This window comes from Leclercia sp. UBA5958 (assembly GCF_002430365.1).
Taxonomy (GTDB): Bacteria; Pseudomonadota; Gammaproteobacteria; order Enterobacterales; family Enterobacteriaceae; genus Enterobacter; species Enterobacter pneumoniae.
Genome location: NZ_DJCE01000001.1, coordinates 46,226 through 70,691 on the forward strand (window position 1 = coordinate 46,226; position 24,466 = coordinate 70,691).

Sequence of the window (24,466 nt, forward strand, 5' to 3'; positions counted from 1 at the left end):
TGTTTATTCAACAGACTGCGGACGCGTTGCAGGCGCAGTGGCCTGATGCGTTGCACTGTGGCCACCGGCAGATCCTTTACCTTCGAAGTTGAAGGCTGGACGTACCCAGTCGCTATGGCGCGGTGCTTCTGCGACGTATTCCGGCGCAGGAGCGCGGGTCATAGGAGCAGTCGCATGGTGCCGTGAGGTGTCAGCTTTCGCGGCTGGCGCTGCGTTGACTTCTGGCGCTTTCTCTACAGCGACATCCGCCTTCACTTCAGGCTCAGCTTTCACTTCCGGCTCTGCTTCAACCACAGGCTCTGCTTCAACAACAGGCGCAATTTCCGGTTCAACGTCGGCCACGGCTGCGACAGCAGGGGCTTCCTGAGCAGGCGCTTCGGATGCTTCAGCCACAACAGGTTCTGCTGCTGCGACCTCTTCAATCACCTCTTTAGCGACCACGACATCTTCATTGGCGATAATTTGCGGTTGTTCAGCAACAGGCGCGGCAATCACTTCCGGATGGGTTGTCTCCACCGGCGCAACTTGCGACTCAACAGCAATCGCTGCAGCGGTATTCACCTCTTCCGGTGCAACAGTAGTGGCGTCGGTCACAACAGGTTCAACGGCATTGGTTTGCTCATCGATCTGCGCTTCTTGCTCCAGCGGGCGAGCAACCGGATAACGGATCCAGGCTTTACCGGACGCCATCTCTGGGGAGGCGCAGGCAATGGCCAGTGGCATCGGCGACTGCAGCGGGTAACGTTCGTCACGGTAACGACGACGACGCTGACCACTTACACGCAGATGACGCGGGGAACGACGTGAACGACGCGGCATACCGGCGTTATCACGCGCTTCGCCGTTGTCGTCCTGCTCCTGCACGTTTTCCACCACGGCTGGCAGATCCACTTTCGCCAGTTCGGTGCTCTGTGCCGGGGCAACAGGTGCCTCAACGGTTTCTACGGCTGCGGCTTCGTCTGCCTGAGACTGGATACGTACAGATTTGGTCAACTGGCGCTGTTTACGGCGCGGCATCACCTGAACGCGTTCTTCCTGCTCGGTTTCCTGCTCTGGCTGCTCTTCGCGGTTCAGCACTTTAACTTCTTGCTGTGCCTGACGCTTCTCGTCATTACGACGACGGTTGCGCTCACGACGCGGCTGCTGCTCGTCACGGTTACGGGTTTTTTCCGCTTCGGTGCCGGTAGACTGGCGAATTTCGCGCTCTTCCGCGTTCTGCTGCGATTTCTCGCGGCGATTACGGCGGTTCTCCTCGCGGCCTTCACGCGCTTCGTTGTTGTCAGCACGGTTGTCGCGACGTTCATTGCGGTCGCCACGGTCGCCACGGTCGCCACGGTCGTTACGATCGCCACGGTCATTACGATCGCGACGGTTGTTTTGACGTTTACGGCGCTCCTGAGAACGTTCCTGCTTCTCTTCTCTTTTCTCGACTTTCGGCTGTTCAGGCTGCGCCTCTTCACCGGCAAACATCTTCTTCAGCGCACTGAAGAAGCGGCTCAGCAGGCCTTGCTCAGCAGGGGCTGTGCTTGCTACAACGGCTGGTTTCTTCGCCGCAGGTTTGGCGGTTGCCTCTTCCTGTGCAGGTGCTGGCGGTGCTTCAGGCATCACGAAAGCGGCCAGCGCAGGCTGCTCTGGCAGTTTACGTTCGGCGTACTCTTCTTCAGACGGCAGGGCCATCGCTTCTTCATGCAGCTTCGGCAGCATGTAGCTCAGGGTGGCCGTCTCTTCGCCTTTACGCACGCGCAGAACCGAGTAATGCGGCGTCTGCATCTGATCGTTTGGCACGATCACGCAACGAACGCCGCCCAGACGCGTTTCGATGGCGCTCACTGCGGCACGTTTTTCGTTCAGCAGATAAGACGCAATCGGCACCGGAACAATGGCGTGAACTTCTTTGGTGTTCTCTTTCAGCGCTTCTTCTTCAATCAGACGCAGAATGGAGAGGGACAGCGATTCGTTGTCACGCACGGTACCCGTACCGGAACAGCGTGGGCAGACGTGATGGCTGGACTCACCCAGAGACGGGCTAAGACGCTGACGAGACATCTCCAGCAGGCCAAAGCGCGAAATATGACTGATCTGGATACGCGCACGGTCCTGACGCACGGATTCGCGCAGTCGGTTCTCAACGGCGCGCTGGTGGCGAACAGGGGTCATATCGATAAAGTCGATAACGATCAGACCACCGAGGTCACGCAGACGCAGCTGACGTGCAATCTCATCTGCCGCTTCCAGGTTGGTGTTAAAGGCCGTCTCTTCGATATCGCCACCGCGGGTTGCACGCGCGGAGTTGATGTCGATTGCGGTCAGGGCTTCGGTAGTATCGATAACGATAGAACCGCCTGACGGCAGACGCACTTCACGCTGGAAGGCTGACTCAATCTGGGATTCAATCTGGTAGTGGCTGAACAGCGGGATTTCACCGGTGTACAGTTTAATTTTGCTGGTGAAATCCGGACGACCCAGTGCGGCGATATGCTGGCGAGCCAGCTCAAGCACTTTAGGGTTATCAATCAGAATCTCGCCAATGTCCTGACGCAGATAGTCGCGGAAAGCACGGACAATGACGTTACTTTCCTGGTGAATCAGGAATGGGGCAGGGCGGCTTTCTGCGGCTTTCTGAATCGCTTCCCAGTGTTTAAGGCGGAAGCTCAGGTCCCACTGCAACGCTTCGGCAGATTTGCCGACGCCCGCGGTGCGAACAATCAGGCCCATGCCGTCCGGCAGCTCAAGGCTTGCCAGTGCTTCTTTCAGCTCAGTGCGATCATCACCTTCGATGCGACGAGAGATGCCGCCAGCGCGTGGGTTGTTTGGCATCAGCACCAGATAGCTGCCTGCCAGGCTAATAAAGGTTGTTAGCGCAGCGCCTTTGTTACCCCGTTCTTCTTTATCGATCTGAACGATAACTTCCTGACCTTCACGCAGAACGTCTTTGATGTTCGGACGACCATGGGCGTTATAGTTGGACGGGAAATATTCGCGGGCAATTTCTTTGAGTGGGAGGAAACCGTGACGCTCAGCACCGTAGTCAACAAATGCAGCTTCAAGGCTGGGTTCAATGCGGGTGATTTTGCCTTTGTAAATGTTCGCTTTTTTCTGTTCGTGGCCTGGGCTTTCAATATCCAGATCGTACAGACGCTGCCCATCCACAAGGGCGACACGCAACTCTTCTTGCTGAGTTGCGTTGATTAACATTCTTTTCATCGTAACTTACTCATTATTCTTACATTGACGACTAAGCTGCGGGCAAGATGACGCTTTCCGGGGTATGAACCGATGGCCTCGTGTCTATTCACGTCGCCAACCTCACGGTTGTCGCTCGCTTAAGAGGCGCAAAGTGTCGGTTGCCTGTATTTCATACGGAAACACAGCGCAATTATCAGGGGAACAGCCTGGGTAAAACTCTCCAGAGAAGATTCCATTTACCGGTAAGTACTGCAACCCGCAGCCCGCTAACTGTCTGAAAGATCAATACGTCTTACGCCATTGCTGCGTGGATGATCGGTCAGACAAAATTGGTCATTCCGTCGTTATCCTTACTTAACCAGGATTTAACACGGAAAACAGCAACATTATTCCATTGCTTCCTGGGTTATAGCAAGTTGACTTTTACCATTTATCACCCGGTTACTCACAGTTTTTTCACTTCTTCGAATGGATCGGTTTAATAACCATCAAATCGATTGCGTAAAGCAAAGAGTAACCGGTCAAAGGTATATATAAGCATAGAAAAATGAGTGGCGCTAACCGCGACTGATAATTAGAATCGCCCACCATGAAAACAGAGACTCCATCAGTAAAAATCGTTGCCATCACCGAAGATGAAGCGGGGCAACGTATCGACAACTTTTTGCGCACCCAACTGAAGGGCGTGCCAAAGAGCATGATCTACCGCATCCTGCGTAAGGGTGAGGTGCGGGTAAATAAGAAGCGCATCAAACCTGAATACAAACTTGAAGCGGGAGATGAAGTCCGCATCCCGCCGGTCCGCGTCGCCGAGCGGGAAGAGCAGGCGGTCTCGCCGCATCTCAACAAAGTCGCGGCGCTAACGGATGTGATTTTATATGAAGACGATCATATCCTGGTGCTGAACAAGCCTTCAGGCACCGCCGTACATGGCGGCAGTGGGCTGAGCTTTGGCGTGATCGAAGGTTTACGCGCCCTGCGCCCGGAAGCGCGCTTCCTTGAACTGGTACACCGCCTCGATCGCGATACTTCTGGCATCTTGTTGGTGGCAAAGAAACGCTCCGCGCTGCGCTCCCTGCATGAACAGTTGCGTGAAAAAGGGATGCAGAAAGATTATCTCGCGCTGGTTCGCGGCCAGTGGCAATCTCACGTGAAAGTGGTTCAAGCGCCACTGCTGAAAAATATTCTGCAAAGCGGTGAGCGTATTGTGCGCGTGAGCCAGGAAGGTAAACCGTCTGAGACCCGTTTTAAGGTTGAAGAGCGTTACGCCTTTGCAACGCTGGTGCGTTGCAGCCCGGTGACGGGGCGTACTCACCAGATTCGCGTCCATACCCAGCACGCAGGCCACCCGATTGCCTTTGATGATCGCTATGGCGATCGCGAATTTGATAAGCAGTTGGCGGGTACCGGGCTTTCACGCCTGTTTCTGCACGCAGCGGCACTGAAGTTTACCCACCCTAATACGGGGGAGGTCATGCGCGTTGAAGCGCCGCTTGACGACCAGCTCAAACGTTGCCTCAAGGTATTGCGGGACGCGAGCTAAAAGAAGAAACCGGCCATTGGCCGGTTTTTTTACGCCATTAACGGGTTGTAATCTTCCCGACGAAGCATCTGGCAGAGCGCAATGAGCGGCAACCCGACCAGCGTATTGGGATCGCGCCCCTCCAGCCGATCGAACAGCGCAATCCCCAGCCCTTCGCTTTTGAAACTGCCTGCGCAGCTCAGCGGGCGCTCTTTGCGCACGTAGTCGTCGATCTCCTGCTCGCTAAGATGACGGAAGTGGACGTCAAAGGGTTCGCACTCTGTCTGTAGATGGCCCGTCGCGGTGTTATACAGCGCCAGCCCCGTATAAAAGGTGACGATGTTGCCGCGCGCTTTCATGAGCTGCTGGCGTGCTCTCTCTTCCGTGTGCGGTTTACCGGTAATCTCGCCATCCAGGACGCAAACCTGATCGGATCCTATAATCAGATGGTTAGGATAACGTGCGGCGAGGCACTGCGCTTTTTCCTGTGCCAGACGAAGAACGAGATGGCGGGGGGACTCACCCGGCTGCGGGGTCTCATCGATGTCCGGTGCGGCACATTCAAACGGTAGACCGAGTTTTTCAAGCAACGCGCGGCGCCAGGGAGATGTGGAGGCAAGAATGAGATTCGGCATATTTTTTTCACCAGATATAGCGTATCGATGCCAGCCATTTTAAACTACAGGCCGCAATGTGTGCGAATAATTGGCAAAAGGCAGCTCTGGTTGCCTTTTTCTTTGACTCTATGACGTTACAAAGTTAATATGCGCGCCCTATGCAAAAGGTAAAATTACCCCTGACTCTTGATCCGGTCCGTACGGCTCAAAAACGCCTCGATTACGAAGGAATCTATTCTTCCGATCAGGCAGAGCGTATTGCCGAATCCGTAGTCAGTGTGGACAGTGATGTAGAATGCTCCATGTCGTTCGCTATCGACAACCAGCGCCTTGCCGTTTTAACCGGTGATGCAAAGGTGACGGTAACGCTCGAATGTCAGCGTTGCGGGAAACCGTTTGTACAGCATGTTCACACAACGTATTGTTTTAGCCCGGTTCGTTCCGACGAACAGGCTGAAGCACTCCCGGAAGCGTATGAGCCGATTGAGGTTAACGAATTCGGTGAAATCGATCTTCTGGCGTTGGTTGAAGATGAAATCATCCTCACCTTGCCAGTCGTTCCGGTGCATGATTCTGAACACTGTGAAGTGTCCGAGGCGGACATGGTCTTTGGGGAACTGCCTGATGAAGCGCAAAAACCAAACCCATTTGCCGTATTAGCCAGCTTAAAGCGTAAGTAATTGAGGAGTAAGGTCCATGGCCGTACAACAGAATAAACCAACCCGTTCCAAACGTGGCATGCGTCGTTCCCATGACGCGCTGACTGCAGTTACCAGCCTGTCTGTAGACAAGACTTCTGGTGAGAAACACCTGCGTCACCACATCACTGCTGACGGTTTCTACCGTGGCCGCAAGGTAATCACTAAGTAATCACGCGCAAGCGTGATGAAGCTTAGTGAGGATTTCCCCGGGCAACTGGGGAAACACCAAACCAGGCTGTGACGATACCTTGACACGTCTAACCCTGGCGTTAGATGTCATGGGGGGAGATTTTGGCCCTTCAGTGACAGTGCCTGCAGCATTGCAGGCACTGAACTCTAATTCGCAACTCACACTTCTTTTAGTCGGCAATCCCGACACAATCACGCCATTACTTGCAAAAGCTGACTTTGAACAACGTTCACGTCTGCAGATTATTCCTGCGCAGTCAGTTATTGCCAGTGATGCCCGCCCATCGCAGGCTATTCGTAATAGCCGGGGCAGTTCAATGCGAGTGGCGCTGGAGCTGGTAAAAGAAGGGCGAGCTGAGGCTTGCGTGAGCGCGGGAAATACCGGCGCGCTAATGGGGCTGGCCAAATTACTGCTCAAACCCATCGAGGGGATTGAGCGCCCGGCGTTGGTGACGGTTTTACCGCATCAACAGAAAGGCAAAACAGTGGTGCTTGATTTAGGTGCTAACGTCGATTGCGATGGTGTGATGCTGGCGCAATTCGCCGTGATGGGCTCGGTTCTGGCCGAAGAGGTGGTAGGCATCACCAATCCGCGCGTCGCCTTGCTGAATATCGGAGAAGAAGAGACCAAAGGTCTTGATAATATCCGCGAGGCTGCCGAGCGACTTAAAACTGTTCCGACCATCAACTATATTGGTTATCTCGAAGCCAACGAATTATTGACCGGAAAAACGGATGTACTGGTGTGTGACGGTTTTACTGGAAACGTCACGTTAAAAACCATGGAAGGGGTCGTCAGAATGTTTCTCTCGCTGCTGAAATCGCAGGGCGAGGGTAAAAAACGGTCCTGGTGGCTGATTTTATTAAAGCGTTGGTTACAAAAAAGCCTGACGCGGCGATTCAGTCACCTCAACCCCGACCAGTATAATGGCGCCTGTCTGTTAGGATTGCGCGGCATCGTGATTAAGAGTCATGGTGCTGCCAATCAGCGAGCCTTTACCGTCGCGATTGAACAGGCAGTGCAGGCGGTGCAGCGACAAGTTCCTCAGCGGATTGCCGCTCGCCTGGAATCTGTATTAGCAAAAAGTGACTGAGCGTACATGTATACGAAGATTTTAGGTACCGGCAGCTATCTGCCCAAACAAGTGCGAACCAACGCCGATCTGGAAAAAATGGTTGATACCTCTGACGAGTGGATTGTCACACGCACAGGTATCCGCGAGCGTCGTATCGCCGCGCCAGATGAAACCGTTTCTACCATGGGTTATGAAGCTGCTCTGCGTGCGCTCGACATGGCTGGCGTCGATAAAAACGACATTGGTCTGATTATCGTTGCAACGACGTCTGCGACCCATGCTTTCCCAAGTGCAGCCTGTCAGGTTCAGAACATGCTGGGCATTAAAGGTTGCCCGGCTTTTGACGTTGCGGCCGCCTGCGCGGGCTTTACCTACGCGTTGAGCATCGCCGATCAATACGTGAAATCTGGTGCAGTTAAAAATGCGCTGGTGATCGGTTCTGATGTTCTCGCACGCACTTGCGATCCTAACGATCGCGGCACGATTATTATCTTCGGCGACGGTGCCGGCGCGGTACTGCTTGGTCAGTCTGAAGAGCCGGGCATCATCTCTACTCACCTGCATGCCGATGGCAGCTACGGTGAGTTGTTAACGCTGCCGAACGCCAACCGCGTTAACCCGGACGACCCGATTTTCCTGACCATGGCCGGAAACGAAGTGTTCAAGGTCGCGGTAACCGAGCTGGCGCATATCGTTGATGAGACGCTGCAGGCCAATAACCTGGAGCGCACGGCGCTCGACTGGCTGGTGCCACATCAGGCTAACCTGCGCATTATCAGCGCCACGGCCAAAAAGTTAGGCATGTCGATGGATAACGTTGTGGTGACCCTTGATCGTCACGGCAACACCTCTGCGGCATCCGTACCTTGCGCGTTTGACGAAGCGGTACGCGATGGGCGAATTCAACGGGGTCAGCTGGTGCTGCTCGAAGCCTTTGGCGGCGGGTTCACCTGGGGCTCTGCACTGGTTCGTTTCTAAAAAGGATTAATAAAAATGACGCAATTTGCATTTGTGTTTCCGGGTCAGGGCTCTCAGGCCGTTGGCATGTTGTCTGATTTAGCAGCAAGCAACCCGGTTATTGAAGAGACTTTCCGTGAAGCTTCTGATGCCCTGGGGTATGATCTCTGGGCACTGACTCAGCAGGGTCCTGCTGAAGAGCTGAACAAGACCTGGCAGACGCAGCCTGCGTTACTGACCGCCTCCGTCGCGCTCTGGCGCTTGTGGCAGCAGCAGGGCGGAAAAGCGCCTGTCATGATGGCTGGCCATAGCCTTGGCGAATACTCCGCACTGGTCTGTGCCGGGGTGATCGGCTTTGCGGATGCGGTGCGTCTGGTTGAACTGCGTGGCAAATTCATGCAGGAAGCCGTGCCTGAAGGGACCGGCGGTATGTCGGCCATTATTGGTCTGGACGATGAGTCTATCGCCAAAGCCTGTGAAGAGTCAGCCGAAGGGCAGGTAGTATCGCCTGTTAACTTCAACTCCCCGGGCCAGGTCGTGATCGCAGGTCACAAAGAAGCAGTGGAACGTGCAGGTGCAGCCTGTAAAGCAGCAGGCGCGAAACGCGCACTTCCTCTGCCTGTCAGCGTACCTTCTCACTGTGCACTGATGAAACCCGCCGCAGATAAGCTGGCGCTGGAGCTGGAAAAAATCACCTTCAACGCACCGTCTGTTCCGGTGGTGAATAACGTTGACGTGCAGGCTGAAACCGCACCTGAAGCGATCCGCCAGGCGCTGGTACGTCAGCTGTACAGCCCGGTTCAGTGGACCAAAACCGTTGAATTTATGGCATCGCAGGGCGTTGAGCACCTGTATGAAGTGGGCCCGGGTAAAGTCCTCACCGGCCTGACTAAACGTATTGTTGATACCCTGACTGCCTCGGCCATTAATGAGCCGGAAGCAATGTCAGCGGCACTCTCGCAATAAAAGAGGAAAACCATGAGTTTTGAAGGAAAAATCGCACTGGTCACCGGCGCAAGCCGCGGTATCGGTCGCGCAATCGCTGAGACGCTCGTTGCCCGTGGCGCGAAAGTTATCGGCACTGCAACCAGCGAGAATGGCGCACAGGCCATCAGCGACTATCTGGGTGATAACGGGAAAGGTCTGGTACTGAATGTGACCGATCCTGCATCTATCGAATCTGTTCTGGGAAATATTCGCGCAGAGTTTGGCGAAGTCGATATTCTGGTAAATAATGCCGGTATCACTCGCGATAACCTGCTGATGCGAATGAAAGATGATGAGTGGGACGATATTCTCGAAACCAACCTGTCATCTGTATTCCGTCTGTCAAAAGCGGTAATGCGAGCTATGATGAAAAAGCGTCATGGCCGTATTATCACTATCGGTTCTGTGGTTGGTACCATGGGAAATGCTGGTCAGGCTAACTACGCTGCGGCGAAAGCAGGTCTGATCGGTTTCAGTAAGTCGCTGGCGCGCGAAGTTGCGTCCCGCGGTATTACTGTAAACGTTGTTGCTCCGGGCTTTATTGAAACGGACATGACGCGTGCGCTGACCGATGATCAGCGTGCGGGTACGCTGGCAGCTGTTCCTGCGGGTCGTCTTGGCGATCCTAAAGAAATTGCCAGCGCGGTTGCATTTTTAGCCTCTGACGAAGCGGGTTACATCACTGGTGAGACCCTCCACGTCAACGGCGGGATGTATATGGTTTAACCACGATCGAAAATATTTGCGTTATTGTAGGGATTGGCCTCAAAATAACGTAAAATCGTGGTAAGAACTGCCGGGATTTAGTTGCAAATTTTTCAACATTTTATACACTACGAAAACCATCGCGAAAGCGAGTTTTGATAGGAAATTTAAGAGTATGAGCACTATCGAAGAACGCGTTAAGAAAATTATCGGCGAACAGCTGGGCGTTAAGCAGGAAGAAGTTGTGAACTCCGCTTCCTTCGTTGAAGACCTGGGCGCAGATTCTCTTGACACCGTTGAGCTGGTAATGGCTCTGGAAGAAGAGTTTGATACTGAGATTCCGGACGAAGAAGCTGAGAAAATCACCACCGTTCAGGCTGCCATTGATTACATCAACGGTCACCAGGCGTAAGTGAACATCTCCAGGCGGTCATTCGACCGCCTGAGTTTTATCTTTTATCGTCCCACGAATCTCTTTTATTTATCCCTCCCTGGAGGACAAACGTGTCTAAGCGTCGTGTAGTTGTGACCGGACTTGGCATGTTGTCTCCTGTCGGCAATACCGTAGAGTCCACCTGGAAAGCTCTCCTTGCCGGTCAGAGCGGCATCAGCCTAATCGACCATTTCGATACTAGCGCCTACGCAACGAAATTTGCTGGCTTAGTAAAGGATTTTAACTGTGAAGAGATCATCTCGCGCAAAGAACAGCGCAAGATGGATGCCTTCATTCAATATGGAATTGTCGCTGGCGTTCAGGCCATGCAGGATTCTGGCCTTGTTATTACGGAAGAGAACGCAACCCGTATCGGTGCTGCAATCGGCTCCGGAATCGGCGGTCTTGGTCTGATTGAGGAAAATCATACCTCTTTAGTGAATGGTGGCCCGCGTAAAATCAGCCCGTTCTTCGTTCCGTCCACGATTGTTAACATGGTGGCAGGTCACCTGACCATTATGTATGGCCTGCGTGGCCCAAGCATCTCTATCGCAACCGCCTGTACCTCTGGCGTGCATAACATCGGCCAGGCCGCGCGTATCATCGCGTATGGCGATGCAGATGCCATGGTTGCGGGTGGGGCTGAAAAAGCCAGTACACCTCTTGGCGTAGGCGGTTTCGGCGCAGCACGTGCGCTCTCTACGCGCAACGACAACCCTCAGGCAGCGAGCCGTCCATGGGATAAAGACCGTGATGGTTTTGTGCTGGGCGACGGGGCAGGCATGATCGTACTGGAAGAGTACGAACACGCGAAAAAACGCGGCGCGAAAATTTATGCTGAAGTCGTTGGCTTTGGGATGAGTAGCGATGCTTACCACATGACATCACCACCAGAGAACGGCGCAGGTGCTGCGCTGGCGATGGAAAATGCGATTCGTGATGCAGGTATTACCCCTGCACAGATTGGCTACGTGAATGCGCACGGTACCTCTACCCCTGCGGGTGACAAAGCTGAAGCGCAGGCTGTTAAGTCTATCTTCGGTGAAGCAGCCAGCCGCGTAATGGTGAGCTCGACCAAGTCCATGACCGGCCACCTGTTGGGTGCGGCGGGTGCAGTAGAATCTATCTACTCCATTCTTGCGCTGCGCGATCAGGCTGTCCCTCCAACCATCAACCTGGATAACCCGGATGAAGGTTGCGATCTGGACTTCGTTCCACACGAAGCGCGTCAGGTCAGCGGAATGGAGTACACCCTGTGTAACTCCTTCGGCTTCGGCGGAACCAACGGTTCTCTGATCTTCAAAAAGGTCTGAGACTGACTCTCCGCTAGTCCTGTTTAGAGGTCCGCTTGTCGGACCTTTTTTTATTCAACCTTATCTGCTTGTTCAAGACCCGCCGTCCTGCCAGACTTAATCTCCCCTATATAGGAGCCATCATGTATTTAATCAATGGATTGCCTCAGGACAGTCTGCCCGTAAACGACAGGGCAGTGCAGTTTGGCGATGGTTGCTTCACCACGGCGCGGATCGCCGATGGAGAGGTCTGTTTACTGACAGCGCACCTGCAGCGTTTGCGCAGTACCTGTGAAAAACTCTTTATCCCTTTTGAGCAGTGGTCAGCGCTGGAAGCAGAAATGACTACACATGCCCAGGGAATAACCCGGGGCGTGCTGAAGGTGATCATTACCCGCGGCGGCGGGGGGCGGGGTTACAGTGCGGCAAACTGCCTGCAACCGACCCGTATCCTGTCGGTTTCCGCCTTTCCTGCCCACTATGATCGCTGGCGCAATGAGGGTATTCGCCTGGCATTAAGTCCGGTACGTTTAGGGCGTAATCCGATGCTGGCAGGCATTAAGCATCTTAATCGCCTTGAGCAGGTCTTAATTCGCACGCATCTTGAACAGACGGACTGTGATGAGGCGCTGGTTCTTGACAGCGAAGGGATCATTACGGAATGCTGTGCCGCTAATTTGTTCTGGCGCTGCGGGCGCGAGGTGTTTACCCCGCGGCTTGACCAGGCGGGTGTAAATGGCCTGATGCGCCAGTTTTGTCTGCAACAACTGGCACACTCCGACTATCGTGTTGTCGAAGTCTGTGCACAGGAAGAGGCGCTGGGCGCGGCCGAGGAGGTCATTGTGTGTAATGCCCTGATGCCTCTGGTGCCCGTGCGTCAGTATGGCGAACACCACTGGTCATCGCGAGAGTTGTACCAATTTTTAGCCCCACTGTGTGAGCAAACCAGATAATCATGAAGAAAATGTTTCGTTTTATTCTCCTCATCATCGTCGTGCTGGGTATTGCGGCCGGCGTGGGAATGTGGAAAGTGCGCCAGCTGGCGGACAGCAAGATCCTGATCAAAGAAGAGACCATTTTTAGCCTGAAAGCGGGAACCGGGCGTCTGGCGCTTGGCGAACAGCTTTACGGTGAAAAGGTGATTAACCGTCCACGCGTCTTCCAGTGGCTGCTGCGTATCGAGCCAGACCTCTCTCACTTTAAGGCCGGGACGTACCGCCTGATGCCAGGGATGAGCGTGCGCGAAATGCTGGAACTGCTTGAAAGCGGAAAAGAGGCGCAGTTCCCGCTGCGATTCGTTGAAGGCATGCGGTTGAGCGATTATCTTGCGCAGCTTCGTGATGCGCCATATATCAAGCACACTCTGAAGGACGACGATTACGCCACCGTCGCGCAAGCTCTTAAATTCGACAATCCAGCGCGGATTGAGGGCTGGTTCTGGCCCGATACCTGGATGTATACCGCAGGAACCACCGATATTGCCATGCTGCAGCGCGCGCACAAAAAAATGGTGAGCGCGATAGAGAAAGCCTGGGAAGGCAGGGCAGAAGGTCTGCCTTATAAAGATCAGAATCAGTTTGTCACAATGGCCTCGATCATTGAGAAGGAGACGGCGGTGGCCAGCGAGCGGGATCAGGTCGCTTCGGTGTTTATCAACCGTCTGCGTATTGGCATGCGTTTGCAGACCGATCCCACGGTGATCTACGGGATGGGTAAAAATTATAACGGGAAACTAAGCCGTAAAGACCTGGAAACCCCGACCGATTATAATACCTACGTCATTAGCGGCTTACCGCCAGGACCGATCGCCACGCCGGGCCAGGCATCACTGGATGCTGCCGCTCACCCGGCTAAGACGCCTTATCTCTATTTTGTTGCTGATGGCAAGGGTGGGCACACATTCAATACTAATCTTGCCGCTCATAACCGTTCGGTTCAGGACTATCTGAAGGCACTTAAGGAAAAAAATGCGCAGTAATTACATCGTCATTGAAGGGCTGGAAGGCGCCGGAAAGACCACCGCACGGGATACGGTCGTTGAAACCCTGAAGGAGTGCGGCGTAGAAGAGATGGTCTTCACCCGTGAGCCGGGCGGCACGCAGTTGGCTGAAAAGCTGAGAAGCCTGGTGCTGGACATCAAATCCGTCGGCGATGAAGTGATTAACGACAAAGCTGAAGTGATGATGTTCTATGCGGCGCGCGTACAGTTGGTAGAAACGGTTATCAAGCCGGCACTGGCTCAGGGGCAATGGGTGATTGGCGATCGTCATGATCTCTCTACGCAGGCCTATCAGGGCGGAGGGCGTGGAATCGATCAACAGATGCTGGCGACGCTGCGTGATGCGGTACTGGGGAGTTTCCGCCCGGACCTCACGCTCTATCTGGATGTGACGCCGGAAGTGGGCCTCCGACGCGCACGTGCGCGTGGAGAGCTGGATCGGATCGAACAGGAGTCTCTGGATTTCTTTAATCGTACCCGCGCGCGTTACCTTGAACTGGCCGCCCAGGACCCCTCGATTCGCACTGTCGATGCGACTCAATCGCTGGATGAAGTGAAGCAGGCGATTCGCCAGACCGTGCGTGACTGGCTGAAGGAAGTACAGGCATGAAATGGTACCCATGGTTGCGCCCGCATTTTGAACAACTGGTGAAGGGTTATCAGTCGGGGCGGGGGCATCATGCGCTACTTATTCAGTCGTTACCCGGTATGGGTGATGATGCACTTATCTACGCGATAAGCCGCTTAATGATGTGTCAGCAGCCGCAGGGTACCAAAAGCTGCGGACACTGTCGCAGCTGCCAGTTGATGCAGGCCGAAACCCACCCGGATTACTACACGCTTGAGCCTGAAAAGGGGAAAAGCACCCTGGGCATTGATGCAGTACGCGCGGTGAGCGAAAAGCTCTACGAGCGCGCACGGCTGGGTGGCGCCAAGGTGGTGTGGTTGAAAGATGCCGCACAGCTAACCGAGGCGGCTGCCAATGCTTTGCTGAAAACCCTGGAGGAGCCGCCGGAGAACACGTGGTTCCTGCTCTCGTGTCGGGAACCCGGAAAGCTACTGGCGACGCTGCGTAGCCGCTGCCGCTTACATCATCTCGGTGCTCCTCAGGAATCCTGGGCAATGAACTGGCTCCAGCGAGAAGTGACGGTGTCACAGGACGCGGCATTAACGGCGCTGCGTCTTTGCGGCGGCGCGCCAGCCGCGGCTTTAGAATTACTCCAGCCCGGCCTCTGGACACCCCGTGAGCAGCTCTGTCAGGCCGTGGGTAACGCCAGCGAGAGTCGGGATTGGCTGAGCCTGCTGGCTATCCTCAATCATGACCAGGTGACAAGCCGACTGCAGTGGTTCTCCACTCTGCTGCTGGATGCGTTAAAAATGCAGCAGGGGGCGACACAGGTGAGCAATGTCGACGCCTGGCAACTGATTACCCTCCTGGCTCAGCGTCACAATGGCGCCTGGCTGCGCGCCGTACTACACGATGTCTGCCAGTGTCGTGAACAGCTTATTAGCGTCACCGGGCTTAATCGCGAGCTTGTGCTGACAGACCTGTTACTGAATATTGAGCATTACCTGCAACCGGGTGCCGTCTTGCCCGATACCCACCTCTGAGAGAGACATTATGTTTTTAGTCGACTCACACTGCCATCTCGATGGCCTTGATTACCAAACACTCCATAAAGACGTCGATGATGTGCTGGCGAAAGCCGCCGCACGCGACGTTAAATTCTACCTGGCGGTCGCGACCACGTTACCAGGATACCGCAGCATGCGCGAGCTGGTGGGGGTACGTGATAACGTCGTCTTCTCCTGCGGTGTCCATCCGCTCAACCAGGATGAAGCCTACGATGTGGACGATCTGCGCCGGCTCGCGGCAGAAGAGGGCGTGGTCGCTATGGGCGAAACCGGGCTGGACTATTTTTACACGCCGGAAACAAAACCGCGTCAGCAGGAGTCCTTCCGCAACCATATCCGTATTGGGCGAGAGCTGAACAAGCCAGTGATTGTTCACACCCGCGATGCACGTGCCGACACCCTGGCGATCCTTAGCGAAGAAAAGGTGACGGATTGCGGAGGCGTACTACACTGTTTCACAGAAGATAGAGAAACAGCAGGTAAGCTGCTGGATATGGGGTTTTATATCTCGTTTTCCGGGATTGTGACGTTCCGTAATGCTGAACAGCTGCGCGATGCGGCGCGTTATGTACCGCTCGATCGCTTGCTGGTGGAGACCGATTCTCCCTATCTGGCACCGGTACCGCATCGCGGTAAAGAGAATCAGCCCGCAATGGCACGGGATGTGGCCGACTATATGGCCGTGTTGAAAGGCGTCGAGGTTCAAGAACTGGCACGCATTACTACTGAAAACTTTGCCAGCCTGTTTCATATCGACCCCTCCCGCCTGCAATCTGCCTGATTAACCTCTTTTTTTAAGGCTCGTAATTAATAGTTAAAGCGAGTAAAGTTCACCGCCCTGAAAGGGGCGGTAGAGACGATTTTGGAAACACTTTGACATCTATTTTGTAAAAAACTGCAAGTTTTTAGGATGCCGTAAGCTGAAACGTGATAACCGTCAAACAACGACGCGGAGATTTATTTTACTCTGTGTAATAAATAAAGGGCACTTAGATGTCCTGTCCACGGCGCGGTTCTCCCCCCGTGCCAATGCGTGAAAGCGTAAAAAAAGCACAAATACTCAGGAGCACTCTCAATTATGTTTAAGAATGCATTTGCTAACCTGCAGAAGGTCGGTAAATCGCTGATGCTGCCAGTATCCGTACTGCCTATCGCAGGTATCCTGCTGGGCGTCGGTTCGGCTAACTTCAGCTGGCTGCCAGCCGTCGTATCTCATGTTATGGCTGAAGCAGGTGGTTCTGTTTTTGCAAACATGCCGCTGATCTTCGCAATCGGTGTTGCCCTCGGCTTCACGAATAACGATGGTGTATCCGCACTGGCCGCGGTCGTTGCCTACGGCATCATGGTTAAGACCATGGCGGTCGTTGCGCCTCTGGTGCTGCATTTACCTGCTGAAGAAATCGCGGCAAAACACCTGGCTGATACCGGTGTTCTGGGTGGTATCATCTCGGGTGCGATTGCGGCATATATGTTCAATCGCTTCTATCGCATCAAGCTGCCTGAGTATCTGGGCTTCTTCGCTGGTAAGCGTTTTGTTCCAATCATCTCTGGTCTGGCGGCGATCTTCACTGGCGTGATTCTCTCCTTCATCTGGCCACCGATTGGTTCCGCTATCCAGACCTTCTCCCAGTGGGCTGCGTATCAGAACCCGGTAGTGGCATTCGGTATCTACGGCTTCATTGAGCGCTGCCTGGTACCGTTCGGTCTGCACCATATCTGGAACGTTCCATTCCAGATGCAGATTGGTGAATTCACCAACGCGGCAGGTCAGGTCTTCCACGGCGATATCCCACGCTACATGGCGGGTGACCCGACTGCAGGTAAACTCTCTGGCGGCTTCCTGTTCAAAATGTACGGCCTGCCGGCTGCGGCAATTGCTATCTGGCACTCTGCTAAACCAGAGAACCGTGCAAAAGTGGGCGGTATCATGATCTCCGCAGCGCTGACCTCGTTCCTGACCGGTATTACCGAGCCGATCGAGTTCTCCTTCATGTTCGTTGCGCCGATCCTGTACATCATTCACGCAGTACTGGCTGGCCTGGCATTCCCTATCTGTATCCTGCTGGGTATGCGCGACGGTACCTCCTTCTCGCACGGCCTGATCGACTTTATCGTACTGTCGGGTAACAGCAGCAAACTGTGGCTGTTCCCAATCGTGGGTGCGGGCTATGCGATTGCTTACTACACCATCTTCCGCGTGCTGATCAAAGCACTGGACCTGAAAACACCGGGTCGTGAAGATGCAACAGAAGACAGCAAAGCAGGCGTGACCAGCGAAATGGCTCCGGCCCTGGTTGCAGCGTTCGGCGGTAAAGAAAACATCACTAACCTGGACGCATGTATCACTCGTCTGCGTGTGAGCGTTGCTGATGTTGCGAAAGTAGACCAGCCGGGGCTGAAAAAACTGGGCGCAGCGGGCGTAGTTGTTGCAGGTTCTGGTGTACAGGCTATCTTCGGGACGAAGTCCGATAACCTGAAAACCGAAATGGATGAGTACATCCGCAACAGCTAAGTTGTGACCTGGGGAGACTAAGGCAGCCGCATGGCTGCCTTTTTTATTGGCGCAACCGGGTGGCCGATGGTCATCATTGCTCACGGTCACATGGGTATATCCGGCGAGGGCTGAGCAAAGTACACAGATAAAAAAAGGGAGCCGGCTGGCTCCCTGTATGTTTTACATCTAATCAGAAACTGTAGCTTGCGCTAACCGAGAAGTTTCGTGGTGCGCCATAAACGCCGTAGGTTCCCAGATAGTCGTAATACTCTTTGTCGAAGACGTTGTTCAGGTTTGCCTGTACGGCAAAGTCTTTAGTGACCTGATAACGTGAGAAGAGATCGACAACGGTGTAGCCATCCTGAGTAATCTTGCTGGTGCCGTTAGGGCCTGGCGTTTCGAAATCATACCAGGTTTTGTTCTGCCAGCGCGCACCGCCGCCGACGGTTAGCTCTGGCAACATGGGCAACTGATAACGGGTAAACAGCTTCATGGTGGTGCGCGCCTGCTGCGGATTAACCGCATTGCCGTCTTCGTCTTCAGCAATGTAGCGGCTGGCACCAAAGGTGAGCTGCCAGTTATCGGTCAATGCACCGTTCAGTTCAAACTCAACGCCTTTGCTGACGGTACCGTCGATAGATTTGTAGGCAGATTGTCCGCCGGAGCCAGGGATGGTTGTGCCAGTATTCACGGCCACATTATCTTGTTCGATACGGAATACAGCGAACGTTGCGGTCAGGCGAGTGTTGAACCAGTCACCTTTAACGCCAGCTTCATAGCTCTTACCCGTGGTGGGGTCGATGAAGTTGCTGTTGATGTCACGCTGCCCGGAAGGCTGGAAGATAGACGTGTAGCTTGCGTAGGCCGACCAGGTATCGTTGATATCGTAAATCAGACCCGCATAAGGGGTGATATCGTGGAAGTCGGTGTACCGCACTTCATTTGGTTTACGTTCCAGGTTGTACTTGGCGCTCCAGTCGGTGTAGCGCGCGCCCAGAATCAAGTGCAGCGGGTCGGCAAGAGAGAGGCGAGTTGCGGCATATACTGATTTCTGACGGATCACATCCCGCTGATACAGCGTGAAGCCAGACCATGTTGGATCGGCCAGGTTACCGTTGTAATCGTAAATGTTGCCCACGTCCATCAGGCCATAATTATCATTCACCGGGTAGGAGTTGTCGTAGTTATTACGTTGACGACTGTAGCTTCCCCCTAACATCAATTCATGCTGACGACCCAGCAATTCATAACCACCCCGAACGAAGGCATCCACCGAGTCCTGTTTACGCTCGCCTTTATTCCAGCCGCCCCAGGCTCCCTGGAAGCTGCTCGCGTCGTACAGGCCAGTGGTTCTGTCCGGATAGCCATCAATGTACATCAGCTTGCTGTCGAAATTGGTTTCAGCATGCATGGCGTTGATTTTCGCTTCCCAGCCGTTATCAAAGCGCTGCGTTAAGTTTGCGAAGACCTTGGTTGAATCGACATTCGAATAGGTCCAGTTAGCGGCTGTATTAAATTCACGACGGAAATGGGTCTTGCTGCCATCGCTAAACAGCGACGGGAAACCGCCCCAGGTTGGGCTGTCTTCTTCGCTTTCCTGGTAGTCATAACCGAGGGAGAGTGTGGTCGAATCCGTTACGTCCGCATCCACTACGCCATAGATGAACTTCTTACGGTAGTGGTTACGCTCAACGAAAGAATCCCTGTCTTCATAACCGGTAATGACGCGGCCACGAACATTGCCGGAGTCGGTCAGCGGGGCCTGCAAATCCAGCACATAGCGCTGTTTATCCCAACTGCCGTAAGTGGCAGAGGCTGAGCCTTTGAACTCTTTGCTGTCGGCATGTTTACGGACCATGTTGACGTAGGCTGAAGGATTGCCTGTTCCACTCATCAGGCCCGCCGCGCCGCGGACCACTTCAATTTTGTCGTAGATGGCGGTATCGCCGGCGGTGTCGCCGAAGTTCCAGCGGTTATCAAGGAAAGTAGGCATATCTTCATAAGCAAAGTTGCTGATGAAGAAGCCACGGGAGTAGAAGTTAGTCCGGCTGGTATCAATGCGGGAGGCGCTTACCCCAGTGGTGTTATCCAGCACCTGCCCAATGGTGTTCAGTTCCTGATCCTGCATACGCTGCTGGCTAATTACGCTGACGGACTGCGGAATATCGCGTGGAACAAGCAGTAATTTGGTGCCGGAAGTGGTGGTTTTTACGCTGTAGTCCTGCGCTTCGTCAGGCTGGTCGTTTGACGTAGAACCGTCAACAACAACCGTCTCTTCCGACGTTGCAGCGAAACTTACGGTCGGCATCAATGCCATCGCAATACAGGCTGCCAGCAACGAGGGGGTTGCGGCAGGCTGACGTTGCCCGTCCCTGGTATGATGAATGAAAGACATTATCAAACCCTTTCTGAGTGAGTTGTAAAAAGCGCCCCAGTCCTGCATTCGGTCTGGGATCATTTGTATGTTCAAAATGCGCATGAAAATGCAAATGCGAAATATACGCATTAGGATTCATCGTGTAAACAGATGTAATCCGGTGAATTAAAATTATGTTTTAGTCTGTCGGGGTGGGTAGCTGGTCACTCTGCGACCAGCAAGAGGGGAATAAGGAAAGAATTCACGGGATAAGGTTGAAAGGATTAGAGAAACTCGCTCATACTCTTATTCTGTGTCACTGCAGAGTGCGCCCGCAGGATGAGATTGCCGGGCACGACGTCTGATTAAAAAAGTAATAAGGAAAACGTCATGGCTGAAGAAACTATTTTCAGTAAAATTATTCGCCGCGAGATCCCGGCCGACATCCTCTATCAGGACGATCTGGTGACCGCTTTCCGCGACATTTCGCCTCAGGCACCTACACACATCCTGATTATTCCTAATATTCTGATTCCGACGGCTAATGACGTGAAAACTGAGCATGAACTGGCATTAGGCCGTATGCTGACAGTAGCCGCAAAAATTGCCGCGCAGGAAGGCATTGCTGAAGACGGCTACCGTTTAATCATGAACTGCAACCGCCATGGCGGCCAGGAAGTCTATCATATTCATATGCATCTACTGGGCGGTCGTCCGCTGGGGCCGATGCTGGCGCATAAAGGTTGATGACATGCTAAATGGGCGTATTGCTGCGCTGATGGTAGGACTGGTGCTGGTGGGGTGCAGTTCGCGTCCGGCTATCCCGGTCAACGACGACCAGACGTTGATTATGGAGTCCTCCGTGCTGGCGGCGGGGATCACCGCAGAGGCACCGTCGCTGGCCATCAGTGAAATCCAGCCGTCTGCGTCCTCAACGCTATTTAATGAAAGAAACGTACCTGTTACCGTCCATTACCGTTTTTTCTGGTATGACGCCAGAGGCCTTGAAATGCACCCGCTTGAGGCGCCGCGTAGCGTAACCATTCCGGCTAAAAAGTCGGTTACGCTGTATGGCAGCGCCAACTATCTGGGCGCGCACAAGGTCAGACTGTATCTCTATTTGTAAGGGGTGAACCTTGATTAAGAACCTGACTCGTTACGCGCTGGTCACGGCTTTCGCACTTTTCCTTTCCGGCTGTATTACCCGTACGGAGCAACCGCCTGCGCCCGTTGACGAGGCGAAACCGGGTACGCAGCAACCTACCCAGCCAACGCAGCCGGTGCCAACTGTGCCGTCGGTTCCTTCGGTCCCTTCACAGCCGGGCCCGATTGAGCATCCGGACGAAACTGCACAGCCCACGCCGCGCGAACGTCATTATGACTGGAACGGCGCCATGCAGCCGATGATGGACAAAATGCTGCAGGCCCAGGGCGTGACCTCCGGTAGCGTGCTGCTGGTGGATAGCGTGAATAACCGTACTAACGGTTCGCTGAACGCAAGCGAAGCCACGGAAACCCTGCGCAATGCGCTGGCCAATAACGGTAAATTTACCCTGGTTTCCGCGCAGCAGCTGGCGGTCGCCAAGCAGCAGCTTGGGCTCTCTCCGCAGGACAGCCTGGGTTCGCGCAGTAAAGCCATTGGCATTGCCCGTAACGTCGGCGCACAGTATGTGCTCTACTCCAGCGCTACCGGCAACGTCAACGCGCCTGCATTGCAAATGCAGCTGATGCTGGTTCAGACAGGCGAGATCATCTGGTCGGGCAAAGGTGCAGTTCAGCAACGCTAACCTGTCGCGCGACACGTTGCTGTCGCGCTATTTTTCGCAATATCGACTCCTCGCGCCGCAGGCCCACCCGGGATTGAGCGGCGCGAGCGCCATTATTGAGCACGATAATCACCGGTTGGTACTTCGTCAGTATCATACCGCGCTGGGTTCACCGGCTCATTTTCGCCGTCACTATCATGCGTTACGCCACCTTCCTGAGACGCTGGCGCCGCAGCCGCGTTTTATTGCTCCTGGCTGGATGGCCGTGGAGTATCTTCCGGGCGAAGTGAAACAGGCCCTCCCGGCCACCCGGGCGCTGGCGGCTATGCTGTATCATCTTCACCGACAGCCGCCGTTTGGCTGGCGGATCGTTTTGATGCCGCTGCTTGAGCGCTACTGGCTACAAGCTTCGCCTTCGCGTCGTTCGCCGTTATGGCTACAACAGTTAAAGCGTCTGCGCAAACTGGGCGAGCCGTCACCCTTGCGACTGGCGCCACTGCATATGGACGTGCATGCAGGTAATATTGTGCACACGGCCAACGGCCCGCGGTTACTTGACTGGGAATATTGCGGCGACGGGGATATCGCCCTGGAGCTGGCGAGCGTGTGGACGGAAAATGAAACGCAACGTCAGGTGCTACTGACAGAATATGCTCATCTCGCCAGGTTGCCAGCGCGGCAATTACACCGTCAGGTCAGACGCTGGCGTCCCTGGGTGCTGATGTTGATGGCTGGCTGGTATGAGCTGCGCTGGCAACAATCGCAAGACAAACAATTTATTACGCTCGCCGATGACATCTGGCAGCAGTTACAAACAAAAGGATAAGAGAGGGTACTGTGGGTCCAGTGATGTTGGATGTGGAAGGGTACGAACTGGATGCGGAAGAGCGTGAAATTCTGGCGCATCCGCTGGTGGGGGGGCTGATCCTTTTTACCCGAAATTATCACGATCCGGCGCAGCTGCGTGAATTGGTGCGCCAAATCCGCGCCGCTTCCCGCCATCGCCTGGTCGTCGCGGTGGATCAGGAAGGCGGGCGCGTCCAGCGTTTCCGTGAGGGCTTTACCCGCCTGCCGGCGGCACAGTCCTTTGCCGCGCTGCTGGGTATGGAAGAGGGTGGGAATCTTGCGCAAGAGGCTGGCTGGTTAATGGCGAGCGAAATGATCGCCATGGATATCGATATCAGCTTCGCGCCGGTTCTGGATGTGGGGCACATCAGCGCCGCCATCGGTGAGCGCTCATACCACGCCGACCCGCAAAAAGCGCTGGCGGTGGCGACCCGCTTTATTGACGGTATGCACGATGCCGGTATGAAAACCACCGGTAAACACTTCCCGGGCCACGGGGCGGTAACGGCGGATTCGCATAAAGAGACGCCGCGCGACCCACGTCCCGAAGCAGAGATTCGCAGTAAGGACATGGCCGTGTTCCGCTCGTTGATTACCGATAACAAGCTGGATGCCATCATGCCTGCGCATGTTATCTACAGTGACGTCGATCCGCGCCCGGCCAGCGGTTCTCCGCACTGGCTCAAAACCGTGTTGCGTGGAGAGCTGGGTTTTAATGGCGTGATCTTCTCAGACGATCTGTCGATGGAAGGGGCGGCAATTATGGGCAGTTATGCTGAACGCGGTCAGGCGTCGCTGGACGCGGGTTGCGATATGATCCTGGTCTGCAATAATCGTAAAGGCGCGGTAAGTGTGCTTGATAACCTGTCGCCGATCAAAGCTGACCGTGTTACACAATTGTATCATAAAGGTTCATTTAGCCGTCAGGAACTGATGGATTCAGCACGCTGGAAGACGGTCAACGCGCAGCTAGAGGCGCTGAATGAACGCTGGCAGGCGCACAAAGCGGGCCAATAATCCCTTCCTGTTATGAGAAGTGTGGCGAGGATACGATGATCATCTATTTGCACGGTTTTGATTCGAACAGTCCCGGTAACCATGAAAAAGTTCTGCAACTGCAGTTTATCGACCCGGATGTACGTCTGATTAGCTACAGCACGCGCCATCCTAAGCACGACATGCAACATCTACTGAAAGAGGTGGATAAGATGTTGCAATTAAATGTCGACGATCGGCCGTTGATCTGCGGTGTGGGGTTGGGCGGTTATTGGGCTGAGCGGATCGGTTTTCTCTGTGATATCCGTCAGGTGATCTTCAATCCTAATCTGTTGCCGAACGAGAACATGGAAGGCAAAATCGACCGCCCGGAAGAGTATGTCGATATTGCCACCAAATGCGTAAGTAACTTTCGCGAGAAGAACCGCGACCGCTGCTTGGTCGTGCTCTCACGCCACGATGAAGCGCTGAACAGCCACCGCTCGGCCGAACTGCTGCATCCCTATTATGAGATTGTTTGGGACGAAGAACAGACCCATAAGTTCAAAAACATCTCTCACCATCTGCAACGCATAAAAGCCTTTAAAACCCTCGGCTAATCCCTGTGCTAAGCAGTAGAAAAACCCGGCGCCTCTCGGTTAGCCGGGTTTTCTTTTGCCATAATTGATTAACATTTAAACGGCAAAACTTGATTAATATCAATTTTGGT

General features: G+C 54.2%; 24 protein-coding genes. 21 read left to right on the forward strand and 3 right to left on the reverse strand.

All coding sequences use genetic code 11. The features are described from left to right. Window positions 1–3 precede the first annotated feature (3 nt). A complete protein-coding gene (rne, locus tag B2Q93_RS00270; RefSeq protein ID WP_286931583.1) occupies window positions 4–3,204 on the reverse strand; it encodes a ribonuclease E in 3,201 nt (1,066 codons plus the stop codon). Window positions 3,205–3,775: 571 nt separating this feature from the next. Between rne and rluC the strand changes: the two genes are divergently transcribed. After that, window positions 3,776–4,729: a 23S rRNA pseudouridine(955/2504/2580) synthase RluC gene (gene rluC, locus B2Q93_RS00275; protein WP_040076159.1), complete on the forward strand. Its 954-nt coding sequence runs from the start codon at window positions 3,776–3,778 to the stop codon at window positions 4,727–4,729. A 29-nt stretch (window positions 4,730–4,758) separates the two neighbouring features. Here the strand turns inward: rluC and B2Q93_RS00280 are convergent, their stop codons facing one another. Further along, window positions 4,759–5,343, reverse strand: a complete 585-nt coding sequence (locus B2Q93_RS00280; protein ID WP_212478644.1) for a Maf family protein — start codon at window positions 5,341–5,343, stop codon at window positions 4,759–4,761. Window positions 5,344–5,483: 140 nt separating this feature from the next. Here B2Q93_RS00280 and yceD point away from each other — a divergent pair, with 140 nt between their 5' ends. The 14 genes from yceD to ptsG all read left to right on the forward strand — a co-directional run bounded on the left by yceD (window position 5,484) and on the right by ptsG (window position 17,811). Further along, a complete protein-coding gene (gene yceD / locus B2Q93_RS00285) occupies window positions 5,484–6,005 on the forward strand; it encodes a 23S rRNA accumulation protein YceD (protein ID WP_006174678.1) in 522 nt (173 codons plus the stop codon). Window positions 6,006–6,021: 16 nt separating this feature from the next. Then, window positions 6,022–6,195, forward strand: a complete 174-nt coding sequence (gene rpmF / locus B2Q93_RS00290) for a 50S ribosomal protein L32 (protein WP_003857964.1) — start codon at window positions 6,022–6,024, stop codon at window positions 6,193–6,195. A gap of 79 nt (window positions 6,196–6,274) precedes the next feature. Then, complete coding sequence (gene plsX / locus B2Q93_RS00295; protein ID WP_154298858.1) at window positions 6,275–7,309, forward strand: phosphate acyltransferase PlsX; 1,035 nt, start codon at window positions 6,275–6,277, stop codon at window positions 7,307–7,309. A 6-nt stretch (window positions 7,310–7,315) separates the two neighbouring features. After that, window positions 7,316–8,269, forward strand: a complete 954-nt coding sequence (locus tag B2Q93_RS00300; RefSeq protein ID WP_046885700.1) for a beta-ketoacyl-ACP synthase III — start codon at window positions 7,316–7,318, stop codon at window positions 8,267–8,269. A 15-nt stretch (window positions 8,270–8,284) separates the two neighbouring features. Continuing rightward, window positions 8,285–9,214: an ACP S-malonyltransferase gene (gene fabD / locus B2Q93_RS00305; protein ID WP_286931584.1), complete on the forward strand. Its 930-nt coding sequence runs from the start codon at window positions 8,285–8,287 to the stop codon at window positions 9,212–9,214. A gap of 12 nt (window positions 9,215–9,226) precedes the next feature. Continuing rightward, entirely contained in the window at window positions 9,227–9,961 is a 735-nt protein-coding gene (fabG, locus tag B2Q93_RS00310; protein ID WP_040076152.1) for a 3-oxoacyl-ACP reductase FabG, read from the forward strand. 154 nt (window positions 9,962–10,115) lie between these two features. Next, complete coding sequence (gene acpP, locus B2Q93_RS00315) at window positions 10,116–10,352, forward strand: acyl carrier protein (RefSeq protein WP_003857954.1); 237 nt, start codon at window positions 10,116–10,118, stop codon at window positions 10,350–10,352. 92 nt (window positions 10,353–10,444) lie between these two features. After that, on the forward strand, window positions 10,445–11,686 hold the full coding sequence (gene fabF, locus B2Q93_RS00320) for a beta-ketoacyl-ACP synthase II (RefSeq protein WP_040076150.1): 1,242 nt from the start codon (window positions 10,445–10,447) through the stop codon (window positions 11,684–11,686). Window positions 11,687–11,808: 122 nt separating this feature from the next. Further along, complete coding sequence (gene pabC / locus B2Q93_RS00325) at window positions 11,809–12,618, forward strand: aminodeoxychorismate lyase (protein ID WP_286931585.1); 810 nt, start codon at window positions 11,809–11,811, stop codon at window positions 12,616–12,618. Window positions 12,619–12,620: 2 nt separating this feature from the next. Next, window positions 12,621–13,643, forward strand: a complete 1,023-nt coding sequence (yceG, locus tag B2Q93_RS00330; RefSeq protein WP_046885697.1) for a cell division protein YceG — start codon at window positions 12,621–12,623, stop codon at window positions 13,641–13,643. Continuing rightward, a complete protein-coding gene (tmk, locus tag B2Q93_RS00335; protein ID WP_046885696.1) occupies window positions 13,633–14,274 on the forward strand; it encodes a dTMP kinase in 642 nt (213 codons plus the stop codon). Before yceG ends, tmk begins: the two co-directional genes overlap by 11 nt. After that, on the forward strand, window positions 14,271–15,275 hold the full coding sequence (gene holB, locus B2Q93_RS00340) for a DNA polymerase III subunit delta' (RefSeq protein ID WP_046885695.1): 1,005 nt from the start codon (window positions 14,271–14,273) through the stop codon (window positions 15,273–15,275). Before tmk ends, holB begins: the two co-directional genes overlap by 4 nt. A gap of 10 nt (window positions 15,276–15,285) precedes the next feature. Beyond that, window positions 15,286–16,080: a metal-dependent hydrolase gene (locus B2Q93_RS00345; RefSeq protein WP_046885694.1), complete on the forward strand. Its 795-nt coding sequence runs from the start codon at window positions 15,286–15,288 to the stop codon at window positions 16,078–16,080. A 297-nt stretch (window positions 16,081–16,377) separates the two neighbouring features. After that, entirely contained in the window at window positions 16,378–17,811 is a 1,434-nt protein-coding gene (ptsG, locus tag B2Q93_RS00350) for a PTS glucose transporter subunit IIBC (protein ID WP_040076144.1), read from the forward strand. Between the two features lie 172 nt (window positions 17,812–17,983). Here the strand turns inward: ptsG and fhuE are convergent, their stop codons facing one another. Beyond that, complete coding sequence (fhuE, locus tag B2Q93_RS00355; RefSeq protein WP_046885693.1) at window positions 17,984–20,188, reverse strand: ferric-rhodotorulic acid/ferric-coprogen receptor FhuE; 2,205 nt, start codon at window positions 20,186–20,188, stop codon at window positions 17,984–17,986. Between the two features lie 351 nt (window positions 20,189–20,539). Here fhuE and hinT point away from each other — a divergent pair, with 351 nt between their 5' ends. Genes hinT through ycfP form a run of 6 tightly spaced genes read left to right on the forward strand, consistent with a single transcriptional unit; the run spans window position 20,540 to window position 24,356 of the window. Further along, entirely contained in the window at window positions 20,540–20,896 is a 357-nt protein-coding gene (gene hinT, locus B2Q93_RS00360; protein ID WP_040076141.1) for a purine nucleoside phosphoramidase, read from the forward strand. Between the two features lie 4 nt (window positions 20,897–20,900). Beyond that, entirely contained in the window at window positions 20,901–21,275 is a 375-nt protein-coding gene (locus B2Q93_RS00365; protein ID WP_046885692.1) for a YcfL family protein, read from the forward strand. A 10-nt stretch (window positions 21,276–21,285) separates the two neighbouring features. After that, window positions 21,286–21,936, forward strand: a complete 651-nt coding sequence (lpoB, locus tag B2Q93_RS00370; protein WP_040076139.1) for a penicillin-binding protein activator LpoB — start codon at window positions 21,286–21,288, stop codon at window positions 21,934–21,936. Next, the gene (gene thiK, locus B2Q93_RS00375; protein ID WP_046885691.1) at window positions 21,917–22,741 is read left to right on the forward strand and encodes a thiamine kinase; all 825 of its coding nucleotides are present in this window, start codon (window positions 21,917–21,919) and stop codon (window positions 22,739–22,741) included. Before lpoB ends, thiK begins: the two co-directional genes overlap by 20 nt. An 11-nt stretch (window positions 22,742–22,752) precedes the next feature. Next, window positions 22,753–23,778 carry a beta-N-acetylhexosaminidase gene (gene nagZ, locus B2Q93_RS00380; protein ID WP_040076136.1) on the forward strand — a complete coding sequence of 342 codons (1,026 nt, stop codon included), beginning with the start codon at window positions 22,753–22,755 and terminating at the stop codon, window positions 23,776–23,778. A 35-nt stretch (window positions 23,779–23,813) separates the two neighbouring features. Beyond that, window positions 23,814–24,356, forward strand: coding sequence for an alpha/beta hydrolase YcfP (ycfP, locus tag B2Q93_RS00385; RefSeq protein ID WP_040076135.1), 543 nt, complete (start codon window positions 23,814–23,816; stop codon window positions 24,354–24,356). Window positions 24,357–24,466: the final 110 nt, after the last annotated feature.

Bases quoted from the DNA above. Each gene is read 5' to 3' on its own strand.
- hinT (WP_040076141.1), top strand. From the start codon at position 20,540: ATGGCTGAAGAAACTATTTTCAGTAAAATTATTCGCCGCGAGATCCCG.
- fhuE (WP_046885693.1), bottom strand. From the start codon at position 20,188: ATGTCTTTCATTCATCATACCAGGGACGGGCAACGTCAGCCTGCCGCA.
- B2Q93_RS00280 (WP_212478644.1), bottom strand. From the start codon at position 5,343: ATGCCGAATCTCATTCTTGCCTCCACATCTCCCTGGCGCCGCGCGTTG.
- yceD (WP_006174678.1), top strand. From the start codon at position 5,484: ATGCAAAAGGTAAAATTACCCCTGACTCTTGATCCGGTCCGTACGGCT.
- B2Q93_RS00345 (WP_046885694.1), top strand. From the start codon at position 15,286: ATGTTTTTAGTCGACTCACACTGCCATCTCGATGGCCTTGATTACCAA.
- pabC (WP_286931585.1), top strand. From the start codon at position 11,809: ATGTATTTAATCAATGGATTGCCTCAGGACAGTCTGCCCGTAAACGAC.
- rluC (WP_040076159.1), top strand. From the start codon at position 3,776: ATGAAAACAGAGACTCCATCAGTAAAAATCGTTGCCATCACCGAAGAT.
- rne (WP_286931583.1), bottom strand. From the start codon at position 3,204: ATGAAAAGAATGTTAATCAACGCAACTCAGCAAGAAGAGTTGCGTGTC.
- tmk (WP_046885696.1), top strand. From the start codon at position 13,633: ATGCGCAGTAATTACATCGTCATTGAAGGGCTGGAAGGCGCCGGAAAG.
- fabG (WP_040076152.1), top strand. From the start codon at position 9,227: ATGAGTTTTGAAGGAAAAATCGCACTGGTCACCGGCGCAAGCCGCGGT.
- yceG (WP_046885697.1), top strand. From the start codon at position 12,621: ATGAAGAAAATGTTTCGTTTTATTCTCCTCATCATCGTCGTGCTGGGT.
- B2Q93_RS00365 (WP_046885692.1), top strand. From the start codon at position 20,901: ATGCTAAATGGGCGTATTGCTGCGCTGATGGTAGGACTGGTGCTGGTG.
- B2Q93_RS00300 (WP_046885700.1), top strand. From the start codon at position 7,316: ATGTATACGAAGATTTTAGGTACCGGCAGCTATCTGCCCAAACAAGTG.
- holB (WP_046885695.1), top strand. From the start codon at position 14,271: ATGAAATGGTACCCATGGTTGCGCCCGCATTTTGAACAACTGGTGAAG.
- rpmF (WP_003857964.1), top strand. From the start codon at position 6,022: ATGGCCGTACAACAGAATAAACCAACCCGTTCCAAACGTGGCATGCGT.
- ptsG (WP_040076144.1), top strand. From the start codon at position 16,378: ATGTTTAAGAATGCATTTGCTAACCTGCAGAAGGTCGGTAAATCGCTG.
- fabD (WP_286931584.1), top strand. From the start codon at position 8,285: ATGACGCAATTTGCATTTGTGTTTCCGGGTCAGGGCTCTCAGGCCGTT.
- acpP (WP_003857954.1), top strand. From the start codon at position 10,116: ATGAGCACTATCGAAGAACGCGTTAAGAAAATTATCGGCGAACAGCTG.
- ycfP (WP_040076135.1), top strand. From the start codon at position 23,814: ATGATCATCTATTTGCACGGTTTTGATTCGAACAGTCCCGGTAACCAT.